Origin of the sequence: Pseudomonas khorasanensis (assembly GCF_014268505.2) — a bacterium.
Lineage (GTDB): Bacteria > Pseudomonadota > Gammaproteobacteria > Pseudomonadales > Pseudomonadaceae > Aquipseudomonas > Aquipseudomonas khorasanensis.
Genome location: NZ_JABWQP020000001.1, coordinates 935,769 through 952,449 on the forward strand (window position 1 = coordinate 935,769; position 16,681 = coordinate 952,449).

A 16,681-nucleotide genomic window follows, 5' to 3' on the forward strand; every position below is an offset into this window, starting at 1 on the left:
TTTTTTTTCGAGCTAGTAGGACACGCCCTTCTGAAAACTAGCATCTAATCGGCGGTTAGCCAGTCGAAGGAATCAATTCGGGGGTGCCTGCATGGGCGGCGTAGGGATCGCGGGATTTCATCGTTTTGCGCCTGCTCGCGATAGCGTCGTGCCACTCAGGACATTAGCCACTGATCCATCGATATCGCGAGCAGGCGGAGCCCACAAGGGATGGTGGCGGGTTGTATACAATCGCGCAGGCCAGCAACCAACAATTTCAAACAGGGCTTAGGTCGTCAGCCCATTTCGTGGTTAACTTCCGCCTCTTGCATGCTTCCAATCACACAATCAGAAGGACTCAAGTCATGGCTCAAGTCACCCTCAAAGGCAATCCGGTTCAAGTCAACGGCCAGTTGCCACAAGCCGGTTCCAAGGCGCCAGCCTTTTCCCTGGTAGCCGGCAATCTGTCCGACGTCAGCCTCAAGGACTTTGCCGGCAAGCGCAAAGTGCTGAACATCTTCCCAAGCGTCGACACCCCGACCTGCGCCACCTCCGTGCGCAAGTTCAACGCGCAGGCCAACGAACTGGCCAACACCGTGGTGCTGTGCATTTCGGCTGACTTGCCGTTCGCCCAAGCGCGTTTTTGCGGCGCCGAAGGTCTGGAAAACGTCCAGAACCTGTCGACCCTGCGCGGCAGCGAATTCATCGAAAACTACGGCGTGGCCATTGCTGACGTCCCGCTGAAAGGCCTGACCGCTCGCGCCGTGGTTGTTCTGGACGAAAACGACAACGTCCTGCACAGCGAACTGGTTAAAGAAATCGCAGAAGAGCCTGACTATGACGCGGCGCTGGCCGTCCTCAAGTAAGAGCTTTTACAATTGTTAACGGCCTGGCCCTGTCCAGGCCGTTTTCATTTGTGTATCAGGGTTTTGCCTCACACCTTGAAACGTAAGTGGAAGGTAAATTGCCGGTAAAGCTGCTTTGCTTAAATCCTGTCAGTGCTTATCGTTCAGCCTCCCGTAATAGAAGCCCACGCGCCCAATGGTTAATCACTCCATGCAATCGTCCCCCCGCAACTCCCGCCGCTGGCTGATCAGCCTGCTTGTCCTGTTGGTCATCGCCGTCCTGTGCTGGAAGTTCTGGCCTGCCGGCTCTGCTGACAAGGCGGGCGGCGATAAAGCGGCTGCCGGTCATGCCGGGCGTTCGGGGATGATGCGGCCGGGCTTTGGCGGCGGTGCCGGGCCGATTCCGGTGCGCGTGGCGCCGGCGGTCAAAGGCGACTTCCCGCTTTACTACAAGGCCTTGGGCACAGTCACTGCGCTCAACACCATCAATGTCCGCAGCCGGGTGGGCGGCGAGCTGGTCAAGATCCATTTCGAAGAAGGGCAGATGGTCAAGGCAGGCGACCTGCTGGCCGAGATCGATCCGCGCCCTTACCAGAATGCGTTGCTGCAGGCTGAAGGTACGCTGCTGCAGAATCAGGCGCAGCTGAAAAACGCTCAGGTCGATGTCGAGCGTTATCGTGGGCTGTATAAAGAAGACAGCATCGCCAAACAGACCCTGGACACCGCCGAAGCGCTGGTGGGTCAGTACCTGGGCACGGTCAAGACCAATCAGGCAGCGGTCAATGACGCCAGGCTCAATCTGGAGTTCACCAAAATCCGCGCGCCGATTACCGGCCGCGTCGGCCTGCGTCAGGTAGACGTTGGTAATCTCGTCGCCGCCAACGACACCACATTTCTCGCGGTGATCACCCAGACGCAGCCGATCAGCGTCGCCTTCACGCTGCCGGAAAACAGCCTGGAGACCGTCCTCGCCCGTTACCGTAGCGGCGCGAAATTGCCGGCCGAAGCGTGGGATCGCGGCGACACCAAACTGCAAGCCTCCGGCGTGCTGCAAAGCCTCGACAACCAGATCGACGTAGCCACCGGCACCCTGAAGTTCAAGGCCCGTTACGATAACCGCGATCAATCGCTGTTTCCCAATCAGTTTGTCAACGTACACCTGCTGGCCGACACGCTCAAAGACGTAGTGCTGGCACCGTCGGCCGCGATTCAGTTCGGCACCAACGGCACCTTCGTCTATGCGCTGGACGGCGACAAGAAAGTCACCATTCGTCCACTGAAAATCGGTGCCAGCGACGGTGATAACACCGTGGTGACCGAAGGCCTCGCCGCTGGCGATCGCGTGGTGCTCGAGGGCACTGACCGTTTGAAGGAAGGCAGTGAAGTCGAAGTGGTCAACGACAGCAGCGAAGTGCCGACCACGCCAACCGAACACCTGCAAGGCAAATCCGCCGCCAACCCGGACGCGACTGTCACTGACAAGGCCAAGAAGGGCGCATGAACATTTCGCGGCTGTTCATTCTCCGTCCGGTAGCCACCACGCTGAGCATGCTGGCCATTGTCCTGGCCGGTCTGATTGCTTATCGCCTGCTGCCGGTGTCGGCATTGCCGCAGGTCGATTACCCGACCATCCGCGTCATGACCCTGTACCCGGGCGCCAGTCCGGACGTCATGACCAGCGCGGTCACCGCACCCCTCGAGCGCCAGTTCGGCCAGATGCCGGGCCTCACGCAAATGGCTTCGACCAGTTCCGGCGGCGCTTCGGTGCTGACCCTGCGGTTCAGCCTCGACATCAACATGGACGTCGCCGAGCAGCAGGTGCAGGCCGCCATCAACGCGGCGACCAATCTGTTGCCGACCGACTTGCCTGCGCCGCCGGTGTACAACAAGGTCAACCCGGCGGACACTCCGGTGCTGACCCTCGCCATCACCTCGAAAACCATGCTGCTGCCCAAACTCAACGACCTGGTCGATACGCGCATGGCGCAGAAAATCGCCCAGATCAGCGGTGTCGGTATGGTCAGCATTGCCGGTGGCCAGCGTCAGGCGGTGCGGATCAAGGTCAACCCCGAGGCGCTGGCGGCCAATAGCCTGAACCTGTCAGACGTGCGCACCCTGATCGGCGCTTCCAACGTCAACCAGCCGAAAGGCAACTTCGATGGCCCGACCCGGGTGTCGATGCTCGATGCCAACGACCAACTGACGTCGCCCGAGGACTACGCCAATCTGATCCTCACCTACAAGAACGGTGCGCCGTTGCGGCTCAAGGACGTAGCGGAGATCGTCGACGGCGCCGAGAACGAACGCCTCGCCGCGTGGGCCAACCAGAATCAGGCTGTGCTGCTGAACATCCAGCGCCAGCCCGGCGCCAACGTCATCGAAGTGGTTGACCGCATCAAGGCATTGCTGCCGAGCATCACCGATAATCTGCCGGCCGGCCTCGATGTCACCGTGCTGACAGATCGCACCCAGACCATCCGCGCCTCGGTGACGGACGTGCAGCATGAATTGCTGATCGCCATCGCACTGGTGGTGATGGTGACGTTTCTGTTTCTGCGTCGCGCCAGTGCGACGATCATTCCCTCAGTCGCCGTGCCGCTGTCGCTGATCGGAACCTTCGGAGTGATGTATCTGGCCGGGTTTTCGGTCAACAACCTGACCCTGATGGCATTGACCATTGCCACCGGGTTCGTGGTCGACGACGCCATCGTCATGCTCGAAAACATCTCCCGCTTCATCGAGGAGGGCGACAGCCCGATGCAGGCGGCGCTCAAGGGCGCGAAACAGATTGGCTTTACCCTGATTTCCCTGACACTTTCGTTGATCGCCGTGTTGATTCCGTTGCTGTTCATGGCCGACGTGGTAGGGCGGCTGTTTCGCGAGTTCGCTATTACGTTGGCCGTGGCGATCCTGATTTCCCTGGTTGTCTCGCTGACCCTGACGCCGATGATGTGCGCGCGCCTGCTCAAGCGTGAGCCGCAAGAGCATGAACAGGGCCGTTTCTACCGGGCCAGCGGTGCGTTCATCGACTGGATGATCAACGAATACGGGCGGATGCTGCGCTGGGTATTGAAGCATCAGCCGCTGACCTTGCTGGTGGCAATCGGCACGCTCGCGTTGACCGTGTTCCTCTACGTGATCGTGCCAAAGGGCTTTTTCCCAGTGCAGGACACCGGGGTCATTCAGGGCATTTCCGAAGCGCCGCAGTCGATCTCTTTCTCCGCCATGGGTGAGCGTCAACAGGAACTGGCGAAGATCATTCTTGAAGATCCGGCGGTGCAGAGCCTGTCGTCCTACATCGGTGTGGACGGCGACAACGCCACGCTTAACAGCGGCCGTCTGCTGATCAACCTCAAGCCCCATGGCGAGCGCGATCTGACGGCCACTGAAATCATCGCCCGCCTGCAACCGCAACTGGACAAACTGGTGGGCATTCGCCTGTTCATGCAGCCGGTGCAGGACCTGACCATCGAAGATCGCGTCAGCCGTACCCAGTACCAGTTCAGCATGTCTTCGCCGGACTCCGAACTGCTCAGCCAGTGGAGCGGCCGTCTGGTCGAAGCCCTGGCGCAGCGCCCGGAGCTGACTGATGTTGCCAGCGATTTGCAGGACAAGGGTTTGCAGGTTTTTCTGGTCATCGATCGCGATGCTGCTTCGCGCCTCGGCGTGTCGGTGGCGAACATTACCGATGCGCTGTACGACGCTTTCGGACAGCGGCAGATTTCGACCATTTACACCCAGGCCAGCCAGTACCGCGTAGTGCTGCAAGCTCAGGCCGGGGAGAAGATCGGCCCGCAGGCGCTGGATCAGATCCACGTCAAAACCACTGACGGCGCGCAGGTACGCCTGTCGAGTCTGGCGCATGTCGAAGAACGTCAGGCGCAATTGGCGATCACTCACATTGGCCAGTTCCCGGCGGTGATGATGTCGTTCAACCTCGCGCCCGGCGTGGCGTTGGGACATGCCGTGGATATCATCGAGCAGGTGCAGCAGGACATCGGCATGCCGGTCGGCGTGCAGACCCAGTTCCAGGGCGCGGCGCAAGCGTTTCAGGCTTCGCTGTCGAGCACCTTGCTGCTGATTCTCGCGGCAGTGGTGACGATGTACATCGTGCTGGGCGTGCTCTACGAGAGCTACATTCACCCGATCACCATTCTGTCGACGTTGCCGTCCGCCGCCGTAGGCGCTTTGCTGGCCTTGCTGCTCAGCGGAAATGATCTGGGGATGATCGCCATCATCGGGATCATTCTGCTGATCGGGATCGTCAAGAAGAACGCGATCATGATGATCGACTTCGCCCTCGATGCTGAACGAACCCAGGGCATGGCACCGGCGGAGGCAATCTATCAGGCGGCGCTGCTGCGCTTCCGGCCGATTCTGATGACCACGCTGGCGGCGCTGTTTGGCGCGGTGCCGTTGATGCTGGCTACGGGTTCCGGGGCAGAACTGCGTCAGCCGCTGGGTCTGGTGATGGTCGGCGGTCTGCTCGTCAGCCAGGTGCTGACGCTATTCACCACGCCAGTGATCTACCTGTACTTCGATCGACTTGGCCGGCGCTTTGGCAAGACCAAGGCTGATGGTGAAGAGGTCGCAGTATGACGGTCGCAACACATAACCCCTGTGGGAGCGAGCCTGCTCGCGAAAGCGGTAGGTTAGTCACTGCCAAAGTTGAAGGTAAGGGCGCATTCGCGAGCAGGCTCGCTCCCACAGAGATATGCGGGGAGAACAAGGGTCGATGAACCTCTCCGGTCCTTTCATCAAACGCCCCGTGGCAACCATGCTGCTTTCCCTGGCCATCATGCTGCTCGGCGGCGTGAGCTTTGGCCTGTTGCCCGTTTCGCCGTTGCCGCAGATGGATTTTCCGGTGATCGTCGTGCAGGCCAGTCTGCCGGGCGCCAGTCCGGAGGTAATGGCCTCGACGGTGGCGACGCCACTGGAACGTTCGTTCGGCGCCATCGCCGGCGTCAACACGATGAGCAGCCGCTCCAGTCAGGGCTCGACGCGGGTCATTCTGCAATTTGACCTGGACCGTGACATCAATGGCGCGGCGCGCGAGGTGCAGGCGGCGATCAATGCATCGCGCAATCTGCTGCCGAGCGGGATGCGCAGCATGCCGACCTATAAAAAGGTCAACCCGTCGCAGGCACCGATCATGGTGCTGTCGCTGACCTCGGATGTGCTGGAAAAAGGCCAGCTCTACGACCTGGCCTCGACCATCCTGTCGCAGAGCCTTTCCCAGGTGCAGGGCGTCGGCGAAGTGCAGATCGGTGGCAGTTCGCTGCCGGCAGTGCGCATCGAACTCGAACCACAGGCATTGAACCAGTATGGCGTGGCCCTCGACGATGTGCGCAAGACCATCGCCGACGCCAACGTACGCAGGCCCAAGGGTTCGGTCGAGGACGGCCAGCGCCAGTGGCAGATTCAGGCCAATGACCAGTTGGAGAAAGCCAAGGATTACGAGTCGCTGATCATTCACTACGCCGACGGCGCCGCACTGCGCCTCAAGGACGTGGCGAAAGTCAGCGATGGTGTCGAAGACCGTTACAACAGCGGTTTCTTCAATGATGACGCAGCCGTGCTGCTGGTGATCAACCGCCAGGCCGGCGCCAACATCATCGAAACGGTCAATGAGATCAAGGCGCAGTTGCCAGCGCTGCAAGCGGTGTTGCCCGCCAGCGTCCAGCTGAACCTGGCGATGGATCGCTCGCCTGTGATCAAGGCGACACTGCACGAAGCCGAGATGACTTTGCTGATTGCGGTCGCGCTGGTGGTGCTGGTGGTTTACCTGTTCCTCGGCAACTTCCGCGCTTCGCTGATCCCGACCCTGGCCGTGCCAGTGTCACTGGTCGGCACGTTTGCGGTGATGTACCTCTACGGCTTCTCGCTGAACAACCTGTCACTGATGGCGCTGATCCTCGCCACCGGGCTGGTGGTGGACGACGCTATCGTCGTGTTGGAGAACATCTCCCGACACATCGACGAAGGGGTCAAACCGATGCAGGCGGCCTACCTCGGCGCGAAGGAAGTCGGTTTTACCCTCCTGTCGATGAACGTGTCGCTGGTGGCGGTGTTCCTGTCGATCCTCTTTATGGGCGGGCTTGTCGAAAGCCTGTTCCGCGAATTTTCCATCACCCTGGCCGCAGCGATCGTGGTCTCGCTGGTGGTTTCCCTGACGCTGACGCCGATGCTCTGCGCGCGTTGGCTGAAGCCGCACACGCCAGGCCAGGAAAACCGCCTGCAACGCTGGAGTCATCGCACCAACGACTGGATGGTTGGCAAATACGCGACCAGCCTTGACTGGGTGCTGCGTCACCGGCGCCTGACGTTGTTCAGCCTGCTGATTACCGTCGGCGTCAACGTGGCTCTCTATGTGGTGGTACCGAAAACCTTCCTGCCGCAGCAGGACACCGGGCAACTGATCGGTTTCGTGCGTGGCGATGACGGTCTTTCATTCAACGTCATGCAACCGAAAATGGAGACATTCCGCCGCGCCGTCCTTAAAGATGATGCGGTGGAAAGCGTGGCCGGGTTTATTGGTGGCAGCAACGGTACCAACAACGCGTTCATGATCGTGCGCCTGAAACCGATCAAGGACCGCCAGCTGTCGGCGCAGAAGGTCATCGAACGCCTGCGCAAGGAAATGCCCAAGGTGCCCGGTGCGCAACTGATGCTGATGGCCGACCAGGACCTGCAATTCGGCGGTGGTCGCGAGCAGACCAGTTCGCAGTACACCTACATCCTGCAAAGTGGCGACCTCGGCGAGTTACGCAAGTGGTACCCGAAAGTGGTCACGGCGTTGCGTGCTTTGCCCGAGCTGACCGCCATTGATGCCCGCGAAGGTGCGGGGGCGCAGCAGGTGACGCTGATCGTTGATCGAGATCAGGCCAAACGCCTGGGCGTTGACATGGACATGGTCACCTCCGTGCTGAACAACGCCTACAGCCAACGGCAGATATCGACGATCTACGACAGCCTCAACCAGTATCAGGTGGTGATGGAGGTCAATCCCAAATACGCCCAGGACCCGGTGACCCTCAAGCAGGTGGAGGTCATTACCGCTGAAGGCGCGCGGGTGCCGCTGTCGACGTTCGCCCATTATGAAAACAGTCTGGAAAACGACCGGGTCAGCCACGAGGGCCAGTTCGCTTCCGAAAGCATTTCCTTCGACATGGCCGAAGGCGTGACGGTGGAGCAGGGCAGTGCCGCCATCGAGCGGGCGATCGCCAAGGTCGGTTTGCCGGAAGATGTCATCGCGAAAATGGCCGGCACCGCCGACGCCTTCGCCGCGACGCAGAAGAGCCAGCCGTTCATGATCCTGGGGGCATTGCTCGCGGTGTATCTGGTGCTGGGTGTGCTGTACGAAAGCTACATTCACCCGCTGACCATCCTCTCGACCTTGCCGTCGGCCGGGGTCGGCGCGTTGTTGTCGATTTACGCACTCGGTGGCGAATTCAGCCTGATTTCCCTGCTCGGGATATTCCTGCTGATCGGCGTGGTGAAGAAAAACGCCATTCTGATGATCGACCTCGCCTTGCAACTGGAGCGTCATCAGGGCCTGTCGCCGCTGGATTCGATCCGCAGCGCCTGCCTGCAACGCTTGCGGCCGATCCTGATGACCACGCTGGCGGCGATCCTCGGCGCCTTGCCGTTGCTGCTCGGGCGGGCCGAAGGCGCGGAAATGCGCCAGCCGCTGGGGCTGACCATCATCGGCGGTCTGGTCTTCAGCCAGATCCTGACCCTTTACACCACGCCCGTGGTTTACCTCTATCTCGACAAGCTGCGCCATCGCTTCAACAAATGGCGTGGCGTGCGCACTGACGCCGCTCTGGAAACTCCGTTATGACTGACCGTTCGCTTATCTCATTGGTCACCGCGCGCGGTTCGCGCCTGTTGAGCCTGTCGTTGTGCGTGGCGCTGCTCAGCGCCTGCGCCGTCGGCCCGGACTACCAGCGCCCGCAAACCGCCGAAATCACCCAGTTCAAGGAAGCCGAAGGCTGGCGTCAGGCCAACCCCAGCGACTCGCTGGCCCGTGGCGCCTGGTGGGAGTTGTATGGCGATCAGCAGCTCAACCGATTGGTCGAAAACCTCAACAGCGCCAACCAGACGGTCGCTCAATCGGAAGCGCAGTACCGTCAGGCACAAGCCCTGGTGCGCAGTGCCCGAGGGGCGTTTTACCCCAGCGTAGACCTGAGTGTGGGCAAGACCCGCTCCAGTCAGGGCACCGGCAGCAGCAGTTCAAGCCTGAGCAGTTCCTCAAGCGGGATCCGCGACACCTACAACGCGCAATTGGGCGTCAGTTGGGAAGCGGATGTCTGGGGCAAGTTGCGTCGCGGGCTGGAGGCCGATGAAGCCAGCGCCCAGGCGAGCTTTGCCGACTTGGCGGCGATGCGATTGAGTCAGCAGTCGGAGCTGGTGCAGAACTACTTGCAACTGCGGGTCATTGACCAGCAGAAGCGTCTGCTTGAAGCCACCGTCGCGGCGTACGAGCGTTCATTGAAAATGACGCAGAATCAGTACCGCGCCGGAGTTTCCGGGCGCGATGCGGTGGCGCAGGCGCAAACCCAGCTGAAAAGTACCCAGGCCGATCTGGTGGACCTGATCTGGCAGCGCGCACAGTTTGAAAACGCCATTGCGGTGCTGACGGGGCAAGCGCCGGCGAATTTCAGCATCGCTGAAACCCAGACGATTCCAAACCTGCCGCAAGTGCCACTGAGCTTGCCTTCGCAATTGCTCGAACGCCGCCCCGATATCGCCTCGGCCGAGCGCTCGGTGATCGCCGCCAACGCCAATATCGGCGTGGCGAAAGCCGCTTATTACCCGGACCTGAGCCTTAGCTTGAGCGGCGGCTACAGCAGCAGCACGTCAAAAAACCTGATCAGCTTGCCGAACCGTTTCTGGTCGGTCGGCCCGCAACTGTCGTTGCCACTGTTCGACGGCGGCATCCGTTCGGCGGAGGTCGACCGTACCGAAGCGGCCTATGACGAAACCGTCGCCCGCTACCGCCAGACCGTGCTGGACGGTTTCCGCGAAGTGGAAAACTACCTGATCCAGCTCAAGGTGTATGAAGACGAGGCGGCGGTGCGCCAGGAAGCGCTGGATGCGGCGCGTGATTCACTGCGTCTGACCGAGAACCAGTACAAGGCTGGCCTGATTGCCTACATCGATGTGGTGGTCGTGCAGGCCACGGCCCTGAGTAACGAGCGTAGCGTACTGAATGTCTTGCAGAGCCGCTTGATTGCGAGTGTGCAACTGATTGCCGCGCTGGGCGGTGGTTGGGACGGGCAACTGGATGTCAGCGACAACCGCTGAACCTGTAGGAGTGAGCCTGCTCACGAAAGCGGTGGGTCATTCAGCACATCATCAACTGACCCGCCGCGCGAGCAGGCTCGCTCCCACAACGTGGCTTAAAGCCCACCCCGGCGCCTTGTAGGACGATCAAACAACGCTTCATCGGCTTGATGGCAATTTGATTGCTTAGTCAGTGCGTTCCTCCGCGCAATCAGTACAATCGCCACATTTGCCCGACCGAGAATGGAAGCAGTACGGTTTCGGCTTGTCACGAGAACGTCCATGCTCATCGGCAGTTATTCCCTCACCCTGGTTGTCATTTCGTTGTCCGTGGCGGTACTCGCGTCGTACACGGCGCTTGACCTGAGCGGACGCATCGCCACGGCCAAAGGCCGGGCCGTGCATTTCTGGACGGCGGGCGGGGCGTTTGCGATGGGCGTCGGCGTCTGGTCGATGCACTTTATCGGCATGCTCGCCTTCAAGTTGCCAATCGATCTGGGCTATGACGTCACCCTGACCGCGCTGTCGCTGCTGATTGCCGTGCTGTCCTGCGGCTTTGCCCTGTGGCTGGTCAGTCAGCCGAAGCTGCCGCTTGCGCAACTGGCGTTCGGTGCACTGATCATGGGCTCGGGCATCAGCGCGATGCACTACACCGGCATGGCCGCGCTGCGCATGACCCCCGGCATCGATTACGACCCGACGTTGTTCAGCGCATCGTTGCTGATCGCCGTCGGTGCCTCGGCGGCGGCACTGTGGATTGCCTTTCGCCTGCGCCAGCACTCGCCGCATGTGAGGCTGATTCGCGCGGGTGCGGCAGTGATCATGGGCGTGGCGATTGTCGGCATGCATTACACCGGCATGGCCGCTGCACAATTTCCCGACGGCAGTTTCTGCGGCGCGACACTCAACGGCTTGAGAGGCAATGGCCTGGACAGCCTGGTGGTCGTCACGACACTGGCGGTCCTGTCGATTGCCTTGCTGACGTCGATTCTTGACGCCCGGCTTGAAGCGCGCACCGCAGACCTCGCGCATTCATTGACAGTCGCGAACCGCGAACTCACCCAACTGGCGTTGCACGACCCGCTGACCGGTCTGCCGAACCGCATGCTCCTCGACGACCGGATCAGCCAGGCGATGAAAAAGGTCGAGGAACAGGGCGGCTGCTTCGCGCTGATGTTCATCGATCTGGATGGATTCAAACCGGTCAACGACGCTTTTGGCCATCACATGGGCGATCAATTGCTGCGTGAAGTCGGCATGCGCCTGCGCGAAGACCTGCGCAGTCAGGATACGCTCGCGCGCATTGGCGGCGATGAGTTCGTCCTGCTCGTGCGCCTCACCGAACCCGACGACGCGTTGAGCCTGGCGGCGCGTCAGGTCGGCTTGATCGGCCGAACCTTCCGGGTCGCCGAACATGATCTGCAGATTTCCGCCAGCGTCGGCATCGCCCTGTACCCGGGCAACGGCGAAAACGCCCAGCAGTTACTGATGAACGCCGACGCTGCGATGTATCACGCCAAGGGCGGCGGCAAAAACGGTTACAGCTTCTTCGACGTATCGATGAACACCAATGCGCGCAAGCAGTTGCAACTGCTGCAGGATTTGCGTGCGGCACTTGAGCACAATCAATTCCATCTGCATTACCAGCCCAAGTTCGACGCGGTCAACGGTCGCCCGGTCGGTGCCGAAGCCCTGTTGCGCTGGGCGCACCCGGAACACGGGATGCTGATGCCTGACAAGTTCATCGATCTGGCTGAAAAAACCGGCCTGATCATCCCGATGGGGGAATGGGTGCTGAACGAAGCCTGTCGCCAGATGCGCGAGTGGTACGTGCTCGGTTACTCCGACTGGCGCATCGCGGTGAATCTCTCGGCGCTGCAGTTCTGCCATGCCGGGCTGGTCCGAAGCGTGGCCAGGGCGCTGGCGACGCACCAGTTACCGGCCAACAGCCTGACCCTGGAAATCACCGAAACCACGGCGATGAGCGACGCGGATGCGAGCATGACGGTGCTGCAGGAACTGTCGGACATGGGCGTTGATCTGTCGATTGATGACTTTGGCACCGGTTATTCGAGCCTGATGTACCTCAAGCGTCTGCCGGCCAATGAGCTGAAGATTGACCGTGGTTTCGTCCGTGATCTGGAGCACGACAGCGATGACGCCGCGATCGTCTCGGCGATTGTGGCGCTGGGGCAGGCGCTGGATCTGCGGATTGTCGCCGAGGGCGTGGAGACCGGTGCGCAGCAGGAGTTTCTGACGAAACTGGGCTGTGATTCGCTGCAGGGTTATCTGCTCGGGCATCCGATGCCGGCAGAACGCTTTATGCAGGACATCGTGCGCGGGCAACGTCTTGCGGTGGTCTGAGCTTCTTCGCGAGCAGGCTCGCTCTTACAGGTGATCGCATTCCCTTGTGGGAGCGAGCCTGCTCGCGAAGGCGATCGCGCCAACACCATGGATCTCATGCAAAAGCCATGAATGGCGGTTATTCTTGCCCCGACGGTTACGTGAGCACGCGGGGGAAAGGCCAGCATGGATAAAGTCATTGTGATCACCGGTGGCGGGCGCGGAATCGGCGCTGCCACGGCGCTGTTGGCGGCCGAACAGGGCTATCGGATCTGCATCAACTATCAGTCGGATGAACAGGCCGCGCACAGCGTGCTCGAGCAAGTTCGAACCCTGGGCGCCCAGGCCATCGCGGTACGCGCCGATGTCAGCATCGAAGACGAAGTGATCGCGATGTTTCACCGCGTCGACACCGAGCTGGGCCGTGTCACCGCGCTGGTCAATAACGCCGGCACCGTCGGGCAAAAGTCGCGGGTCGATGAAATGTCCGAATTCCGCATCCTCAAAATCATGAAGACCAACGTGCTGGCACCGATCCTCTGTGCCAAACACGCGATCCTGCGCATGTCGCCCAAACACGGCGGGCAGGGCGGCAGCATCGTCAACGTGTCCTCCGTCGCAGCGCGTCTGGGTTCGCCGAACGAATACGTTGATTACGCAGCGTCCAAAGGCGCGCTCGACACATTCACCATTGGCTTGTCCAAGGAAGTGGCGGGCGAGGGGATTCGGGTCAATGCGGTGCGTCCGGGCTACATCTACACCGATTTCCATGCACTGAGCGGCGACCCGGATCGGGTCAGCAAACTCGAGTCGGCCATCCCAATGGCCCGTGGCGGCCGGCCGGATGAAGTGGCGGAGGCGATTGTCTGGTTGTTGTCGGACAAGGCTTCGTACGCGACGGGGACGTTTGTTGATTTGGGCGGTGGGCGCTAGGCCACAGGTTTCGCTTCGATAGCAACGGCCCCTTCGCGAGCAGGCTCGCTCCCACAGTGGATTTGTGAATACAGAACCAATGTGGGAGCGAGCCTGCTCGCGAAGGGTCCGGTCCGGACAACATCAAAGCTTCAGAAAGACCGCACAATGCGCCCCAACGTCTCCATGGCCTTTTCCGATTCCTCGGTCCACGGGCTGCCGTAATTCAGGCGGATACAGTTTCTGAAGCGTCGCGTCGGCGAGAAGATCGGCCCCGGGGCGATGCTGATGCCTTGCGCCAGTGCCATTTGAAACAGCTTCAGCGAATCCATCTGTTCCGGCAGTTCCAACCATAGAAAATAGCCGCCCGCCGGTTGGCTGACACGGGTCTGCACCGGAAAGTAACGGACAATCGCCGCGAGCATCGCGCTTTGCTGTTCTTCCAGGGCGTAGCGCAGCTTGCGCAGGTGACGATCGTAGCCGCCGTGTTGCAAGTAATCGGCAATGGCTGCTTGTGCCGGCATCGACGCGCACAACGAGGTCATCAGTTTCAGGCGTTCGATTTTCTGCGCAAAGCGTCCGGCGGCGACCCAGCCGATGCGATAGCCGGGCGCCAGGCTCTTGGCGAACGAGCCGCAATGCATCACCAGGCCTTCGGTGTCGAAGGCCTTGGCCGGTTTCGGCGCCTGTTGTCCGTAATAGAGTTCGGCGTAGACGTCGTCTTCGATCAACGGCACCTGATGCTGGCGCAGCAACTCGACCAGTTCCTGTTTCTTCGCCTCGGGCATGGTCGCGCCCATCGGGTTCTGAAAACTGGTCATGCACCAGCAGGCCTTGATCGGGTGGCGCTCAAGTGTCTGCGCCAGAACGCCAAGATCGATACCGTCACGCGGGTGCACCGGGATTTCCACGGCCTTTAGTTTCAGGCGTTCGAGCACTTGCAGGCTGGCGTAGAACGCGGGGGCTTCGATCGCCACCAGGTCGCCGGGCTCAGTCACTGCTTGCAGGCACAGGTTCAGCGCTTCGAGGGCGCCGTTGGTAATCAGCAGCTCCTCCATCGGCAGCATCAGCCCGCCCACCATGTAGCGCAGGGCGATCTGTCGACGCAGTTGCGGGTTGCCCGGCGACATGTCGGTGACGACCATGCGCGGGTCCATCTCCCGCGCGGCGCTCGCCAGAGACCGCGACAGTCGCTGCAAGGGAAACAGCGTTGGGCTGGGAAACGCCGAGCCGAAGGGCACGGTGTTCGGGTCCTTGATCGAGTCGAGCACGGAGAACACCAGTTCGCTGACGTCGACTTCGGTGGACTCGCTGACTTGAGGGCTGATCACCGGTTCGGAAAAAGGGCTGGGCGCATGCGTGTTGACGAAGTAACCGGAACGCGGCCGGGCGCGGATCAGGCCACGGCGTTCGAGCAGATAATAGGCCTGGAACACCGTGGACGGGCTGACGCCGTAAGTCTGGCTGGCATAGCGCACCGACGGCACGCGCTGGCCAGGGCCGAGGACGCCGGAGCGGATCAGTTCAGCGATGTCGTCGGCGAATTTTTCGTAGCGTTTCATGTTGGGTCCGAATGTGTTCTTTTTGGGAGCCCGCGTTGCCTTCGTTCGCGAGCAGGCTCGCTCCCACAAAATGATTGTGAATAGCCGTGGGAGCGAGCCTGCTCGCGAAGAAGCAGCGCAGTCTAAGGGATCAACGATTCATCGGCGCCACAAACCGGCTCTTCGCCACGCTGTAGATGTGCGGCTCATCGCTGTCACTGATCCTGAAGCTCAACGTCTGCGAACTGCTCGCCGGCCGCTCGGTGGTCATCGCCACCGATACCGGCACATCCACGATCTCCCCCGGTGCCAGGCTCAGCAGGGTTTTGCCATGCAACTCAAATCCCTCGCCGTCAACCAGACTCAACCGGTAATCCTGCCGCTGCTGGGTCTTGTTGATCACCTTGAGCGAGTAAATGTTTTCGATTTGGCCCTCCGCATTTTCGCGGAACAACCCTCGATCCTTGGTCACGTCCAGCGACACCATTGGCCGCTCGACCAAGGCCAAAGCCAATGCGCCGATCATCACCAGCAACACGGCCGTGTAGCCGATCAGGCGTGGGCGCAGCAGATGGGTTTTGCTGCCCTGCAATTCGCGCTCGGAACTGTAGCGGATCAGGCCGCGCGGGTAATGCATTTTGTCCATGATCGAATCGCAGGCATCGATGCAGGCCGCGCAGCCGATGCACTCCATCTGCAAACCGTCACGGATGTCGATGCCGGTGGGACAAACCTGCACGCACAGCTGGCAGTCGATGCAATCGCCCAGACCCGCTTCCACCGGACTGACATCGCGCTTGCGCGGGCCACGGCTTTCGCCACGGGCGACGTCGTAGGCGATGGTCAGGGTGTCCTTGTCGAACATCACGCTCTGGAACCGCGCATACGGGCACATGTGCATGCACACCGCCTCGCGCAGCCAGCCGGCGTTGATGTACGTGGCGGCGGTAAAAAACAGCACCCAGAACAGACTGACCCCGCCAATTTGCAGGGTCAGGAGTTCTTCGGCCAGCGGGCGGATTGGCGTGAAATAGCCGACGAAGGTCAGGCCGGTCATCACGCTGATCGCCAGCCACAACGTGTGTTTGGCGGCGCGGCGGGCCAGTTTGTTCAGGCTCCAGGGCGCGGCTTGCAGTTTGATCCGCTGGTTGCGCTCGCCTTCGGTGATTTTCTCGCACCACATGAAGATCCAGGTCCAGGAACTCTGCGGACAGGTGTATCCGCACCAGACCCGACCGGCGAAAACGGTGATGGCGAAAAGACCGAACGCGGCAATGATCAGCAGCGCCGAGAGCAGAATGAAATCCTGCGGCCAGAAGGTCGCGCCGAAGATGTGAAACTTGCTTTCGGAAAGATCCCAGAGCACCGCCTGACGACCGCCCCAATTGAGCCACACGGTGCCGAAGAACAATACGAAGAGGACTCCCGCGCCGCTCAGGCGCAGGTTACGAAACAGGCCGGTGAAGCTGCGAGTGTGAATCTGGTTGTCAGTGAACCTGGTCGTCGCCTTGAGTGGGCGCGCAGGCACGCTTTTAATGGTTGGAGTCGCTTCTACGGTTCGGACGGGGATTTGTTCGCTCATGGTCGTTTGCTCATCAGCCTCCATCAGGCCGATGAACTATGACCGTGCATCTGTTTGCATAACAGACTCAGCTCTTGCAATAAAAAGCGGATCAGATGCGGTTTCGCATAACGCCTGCGACAACTTGAAGCAACTTGCCGAATGAGGCGCAAACGGCTAACGCAGGCGCTTGCGCGGGGTGTTGATCAGGG

At 60.8% G+C, this 16,681-nt stretch carries 9 protein-coding genes; 7 read left to right on the top strand and 2 right to left on the bottom strand.

Annotation, left to right across the window (positions count from 1 at the left end; translation table 11 throughout):
• Window positions 1-344: 344 nt before the first annotated feature.
• From tpx to HU727_RS04450, 7 genes are all read left to right on the top strand, one after another.
• Window positions 345-845 carry a thiol peroxidase gene (tpx, locus tag HU727_RS04420; protein WP_186528448.1) on the top strand — a complete coding sequence of 167 codons (501 nt, stop codon included), beginning with the start codon at window positions 345-347 and terminating at the stop codon, window positions 843-845.
• A gap of 175 nt (window positions 846-1,020) precedes the next feature.
• Window positions 1,021-2,325, top strand: coding sequence for an MdtA/MuxA family multidrug efflux RND transporter periplasmic adaptor subunit (locus HU727_RS04425; protein WP_186528449.1), 1,305 nt, complete (start codon window positions 1,021-1,023; stop codon window positions 2,323-2,325).
• Complete coding sequence (locus HU727_RS04430) at window positions 2,322-5,423, top strand: MdtB/MuxB family multidrug efflux RND transporter permease subunit (RefSeq protein WP_186528450.1); 3,102 nt, start codon at window positions 2,322-2,324, stop codon at window positions 5,421-5,423. The genes HU727_RS04425 and HU727_RS04430 overlap by 4 nt, the downstream gene beginning before the upstream one ends.
• 136 nt (window positions 5,424-5,559) lie before the next feature.
• Window positions 5,560-8,667 carry an efflux RND transporter permease subunit gene (locus HU727_RS04435; RefSeq protein ID WP_186528451.1) on the top strand — a complete coding sequence of 1,036 codons (3,108 nt, stop codon included), beginning with the start codon at window positions 5,560-5,562 and terminating at the stop codon, window positions 8,665-8,667.
• Window positions 8,664-10,133, top strand: coding sequence for an efflux transporter outer membrane subunit (locus tag HU727_RS04440; RefSeq protein ID WP_186528452.1), 1,470 nt, complete (start codon window positions 8,664-8,666; stop codon window positions 10,131-10,133). The genes HU727_RS04435 and HU727_RS04440 overlap by 4 nt, the downstream gene beginning before the upstream one ends.
• A 261-nt stretch (window positions 10,134-10,394) precedes the next feature.
• The gene (locus HU727_RS04445) at window positions 10,395-12,476 is read left to right on the top strand and encodes a putative bifunctional diguanylate cyclase/phosphodiesterase (RefSeq protein ID WP_186528453.1); all 2,082 of its coding nucleotides are present in this window, start codon (window positions 10,395-10,397) and stop codon (window positions 12,474-12,476) included.
• A gap of 165 nt (window positions 12,477-12,641) precedes the next feature.
• The gene (locus HU727_RS04450; RefSeq protein ID WP_186528454.1) at window positions 12,642-13,388 is read left to right on the top strand and encodes an SDR family oxidoreductase; all 747 of its coding nucleotides are present in this window, start codon (window positions 12,642-12,644) and stop codon (window positions 13,386-13,388) included.
• A gap of 131 nt (window positions 13,389-13,519) precedes the next feature.
• Here the strand turns inward: HU727_RS04450 and mapR are convergent, their stop codons facing one another.
• Both mapR and ccoG read right to left on the bottom strand, forming a co-directional pair.
• Entirely contained in the window at window positions 13,520-14,929 is a 1,410-nt protein-coding gene (mapR, locus tag HU727_RS04455; RefSeq protein ID WP_186528455.1) for a GntR family transcriptional regulator MpaR, read from the bottom strand.
• Between the two features lie 130 nt (window positions 14,930-15,059).
• Window positions 15,060-16,490: a cytochrome c oxidase accessory protein CcoG gene (ccoG, locus tag HU727_RS04460; protein WP_186528456.1), complete on the bottom strand. Its 1,431-nt coding sequence runs from the start codon at window positions 16,488-16,490 to the stop codon at window positions 15,060-15,062.
• Between the last annotated feature and the right edge of the window lie 191 nt (window positions 16,491-16,681).

Coding starts and splice junctions, on each gene's coding strand:
- ccoG (WP_186528456.1), bottom strand. CDS start 16,490: ATGAGCGAACAAATCCCCGTCCGAACCGTAGAAGCGACTCCAACCATT.
- HU727_RS04430 (WP_186528450.1), top strand. CDS start 2,322: ATGAACATTTCGCGGCTGTTCATTCTCCGTCCGGTAGCCACCACGCTG.
- HU727_RS04440 (WP_186528452.1), top strand. CDS start 8,664: ATGACTGACCGTTCGCTTATCTCATTGGTCACCGCGCGCGGTTCGCGC.
- HU727_RS04450 (WP_186528454.1), top strand. CDS start 12,642: ATGGATAAAGTCATTGTGATCACCGGTGGCGGGCGCGGAATCGGCGCT.
- HU727_RS04425 (WP_186528449.1), top strand. CDS start 1,021: ATGGTTAATCACTCCATGCAATCGTCCCCCCGCAACTCCCGCCGCTGG.
- mapR (WP_186528455.1), bottom strand. CDS start 14,929: ATGAAACGCTACGAAAAATTCGCCGACGACATCGCTGAACTGATCCGC.
- tpx (WP_186528448.1), top strand. CDS start 345: ATGGCTCAAGTCACCCTCAAAGGCAATCCGGTTCAAGTCAACGGCCAG.
- HU727_RS04445 (WP_186528453.1), top strand. CDS start 10,395: ATGCTCATCGGCAGTTATTCCCTCACCCTGGTTGTCATTTCGTTGTCC.
- HU727_RS04435 (WP_186528451.1), top strand. CDS start 5,560: ATGAACCTCTCCGGTCCTTTCATCAAACGCCCCGTGGCAACCATGCTG.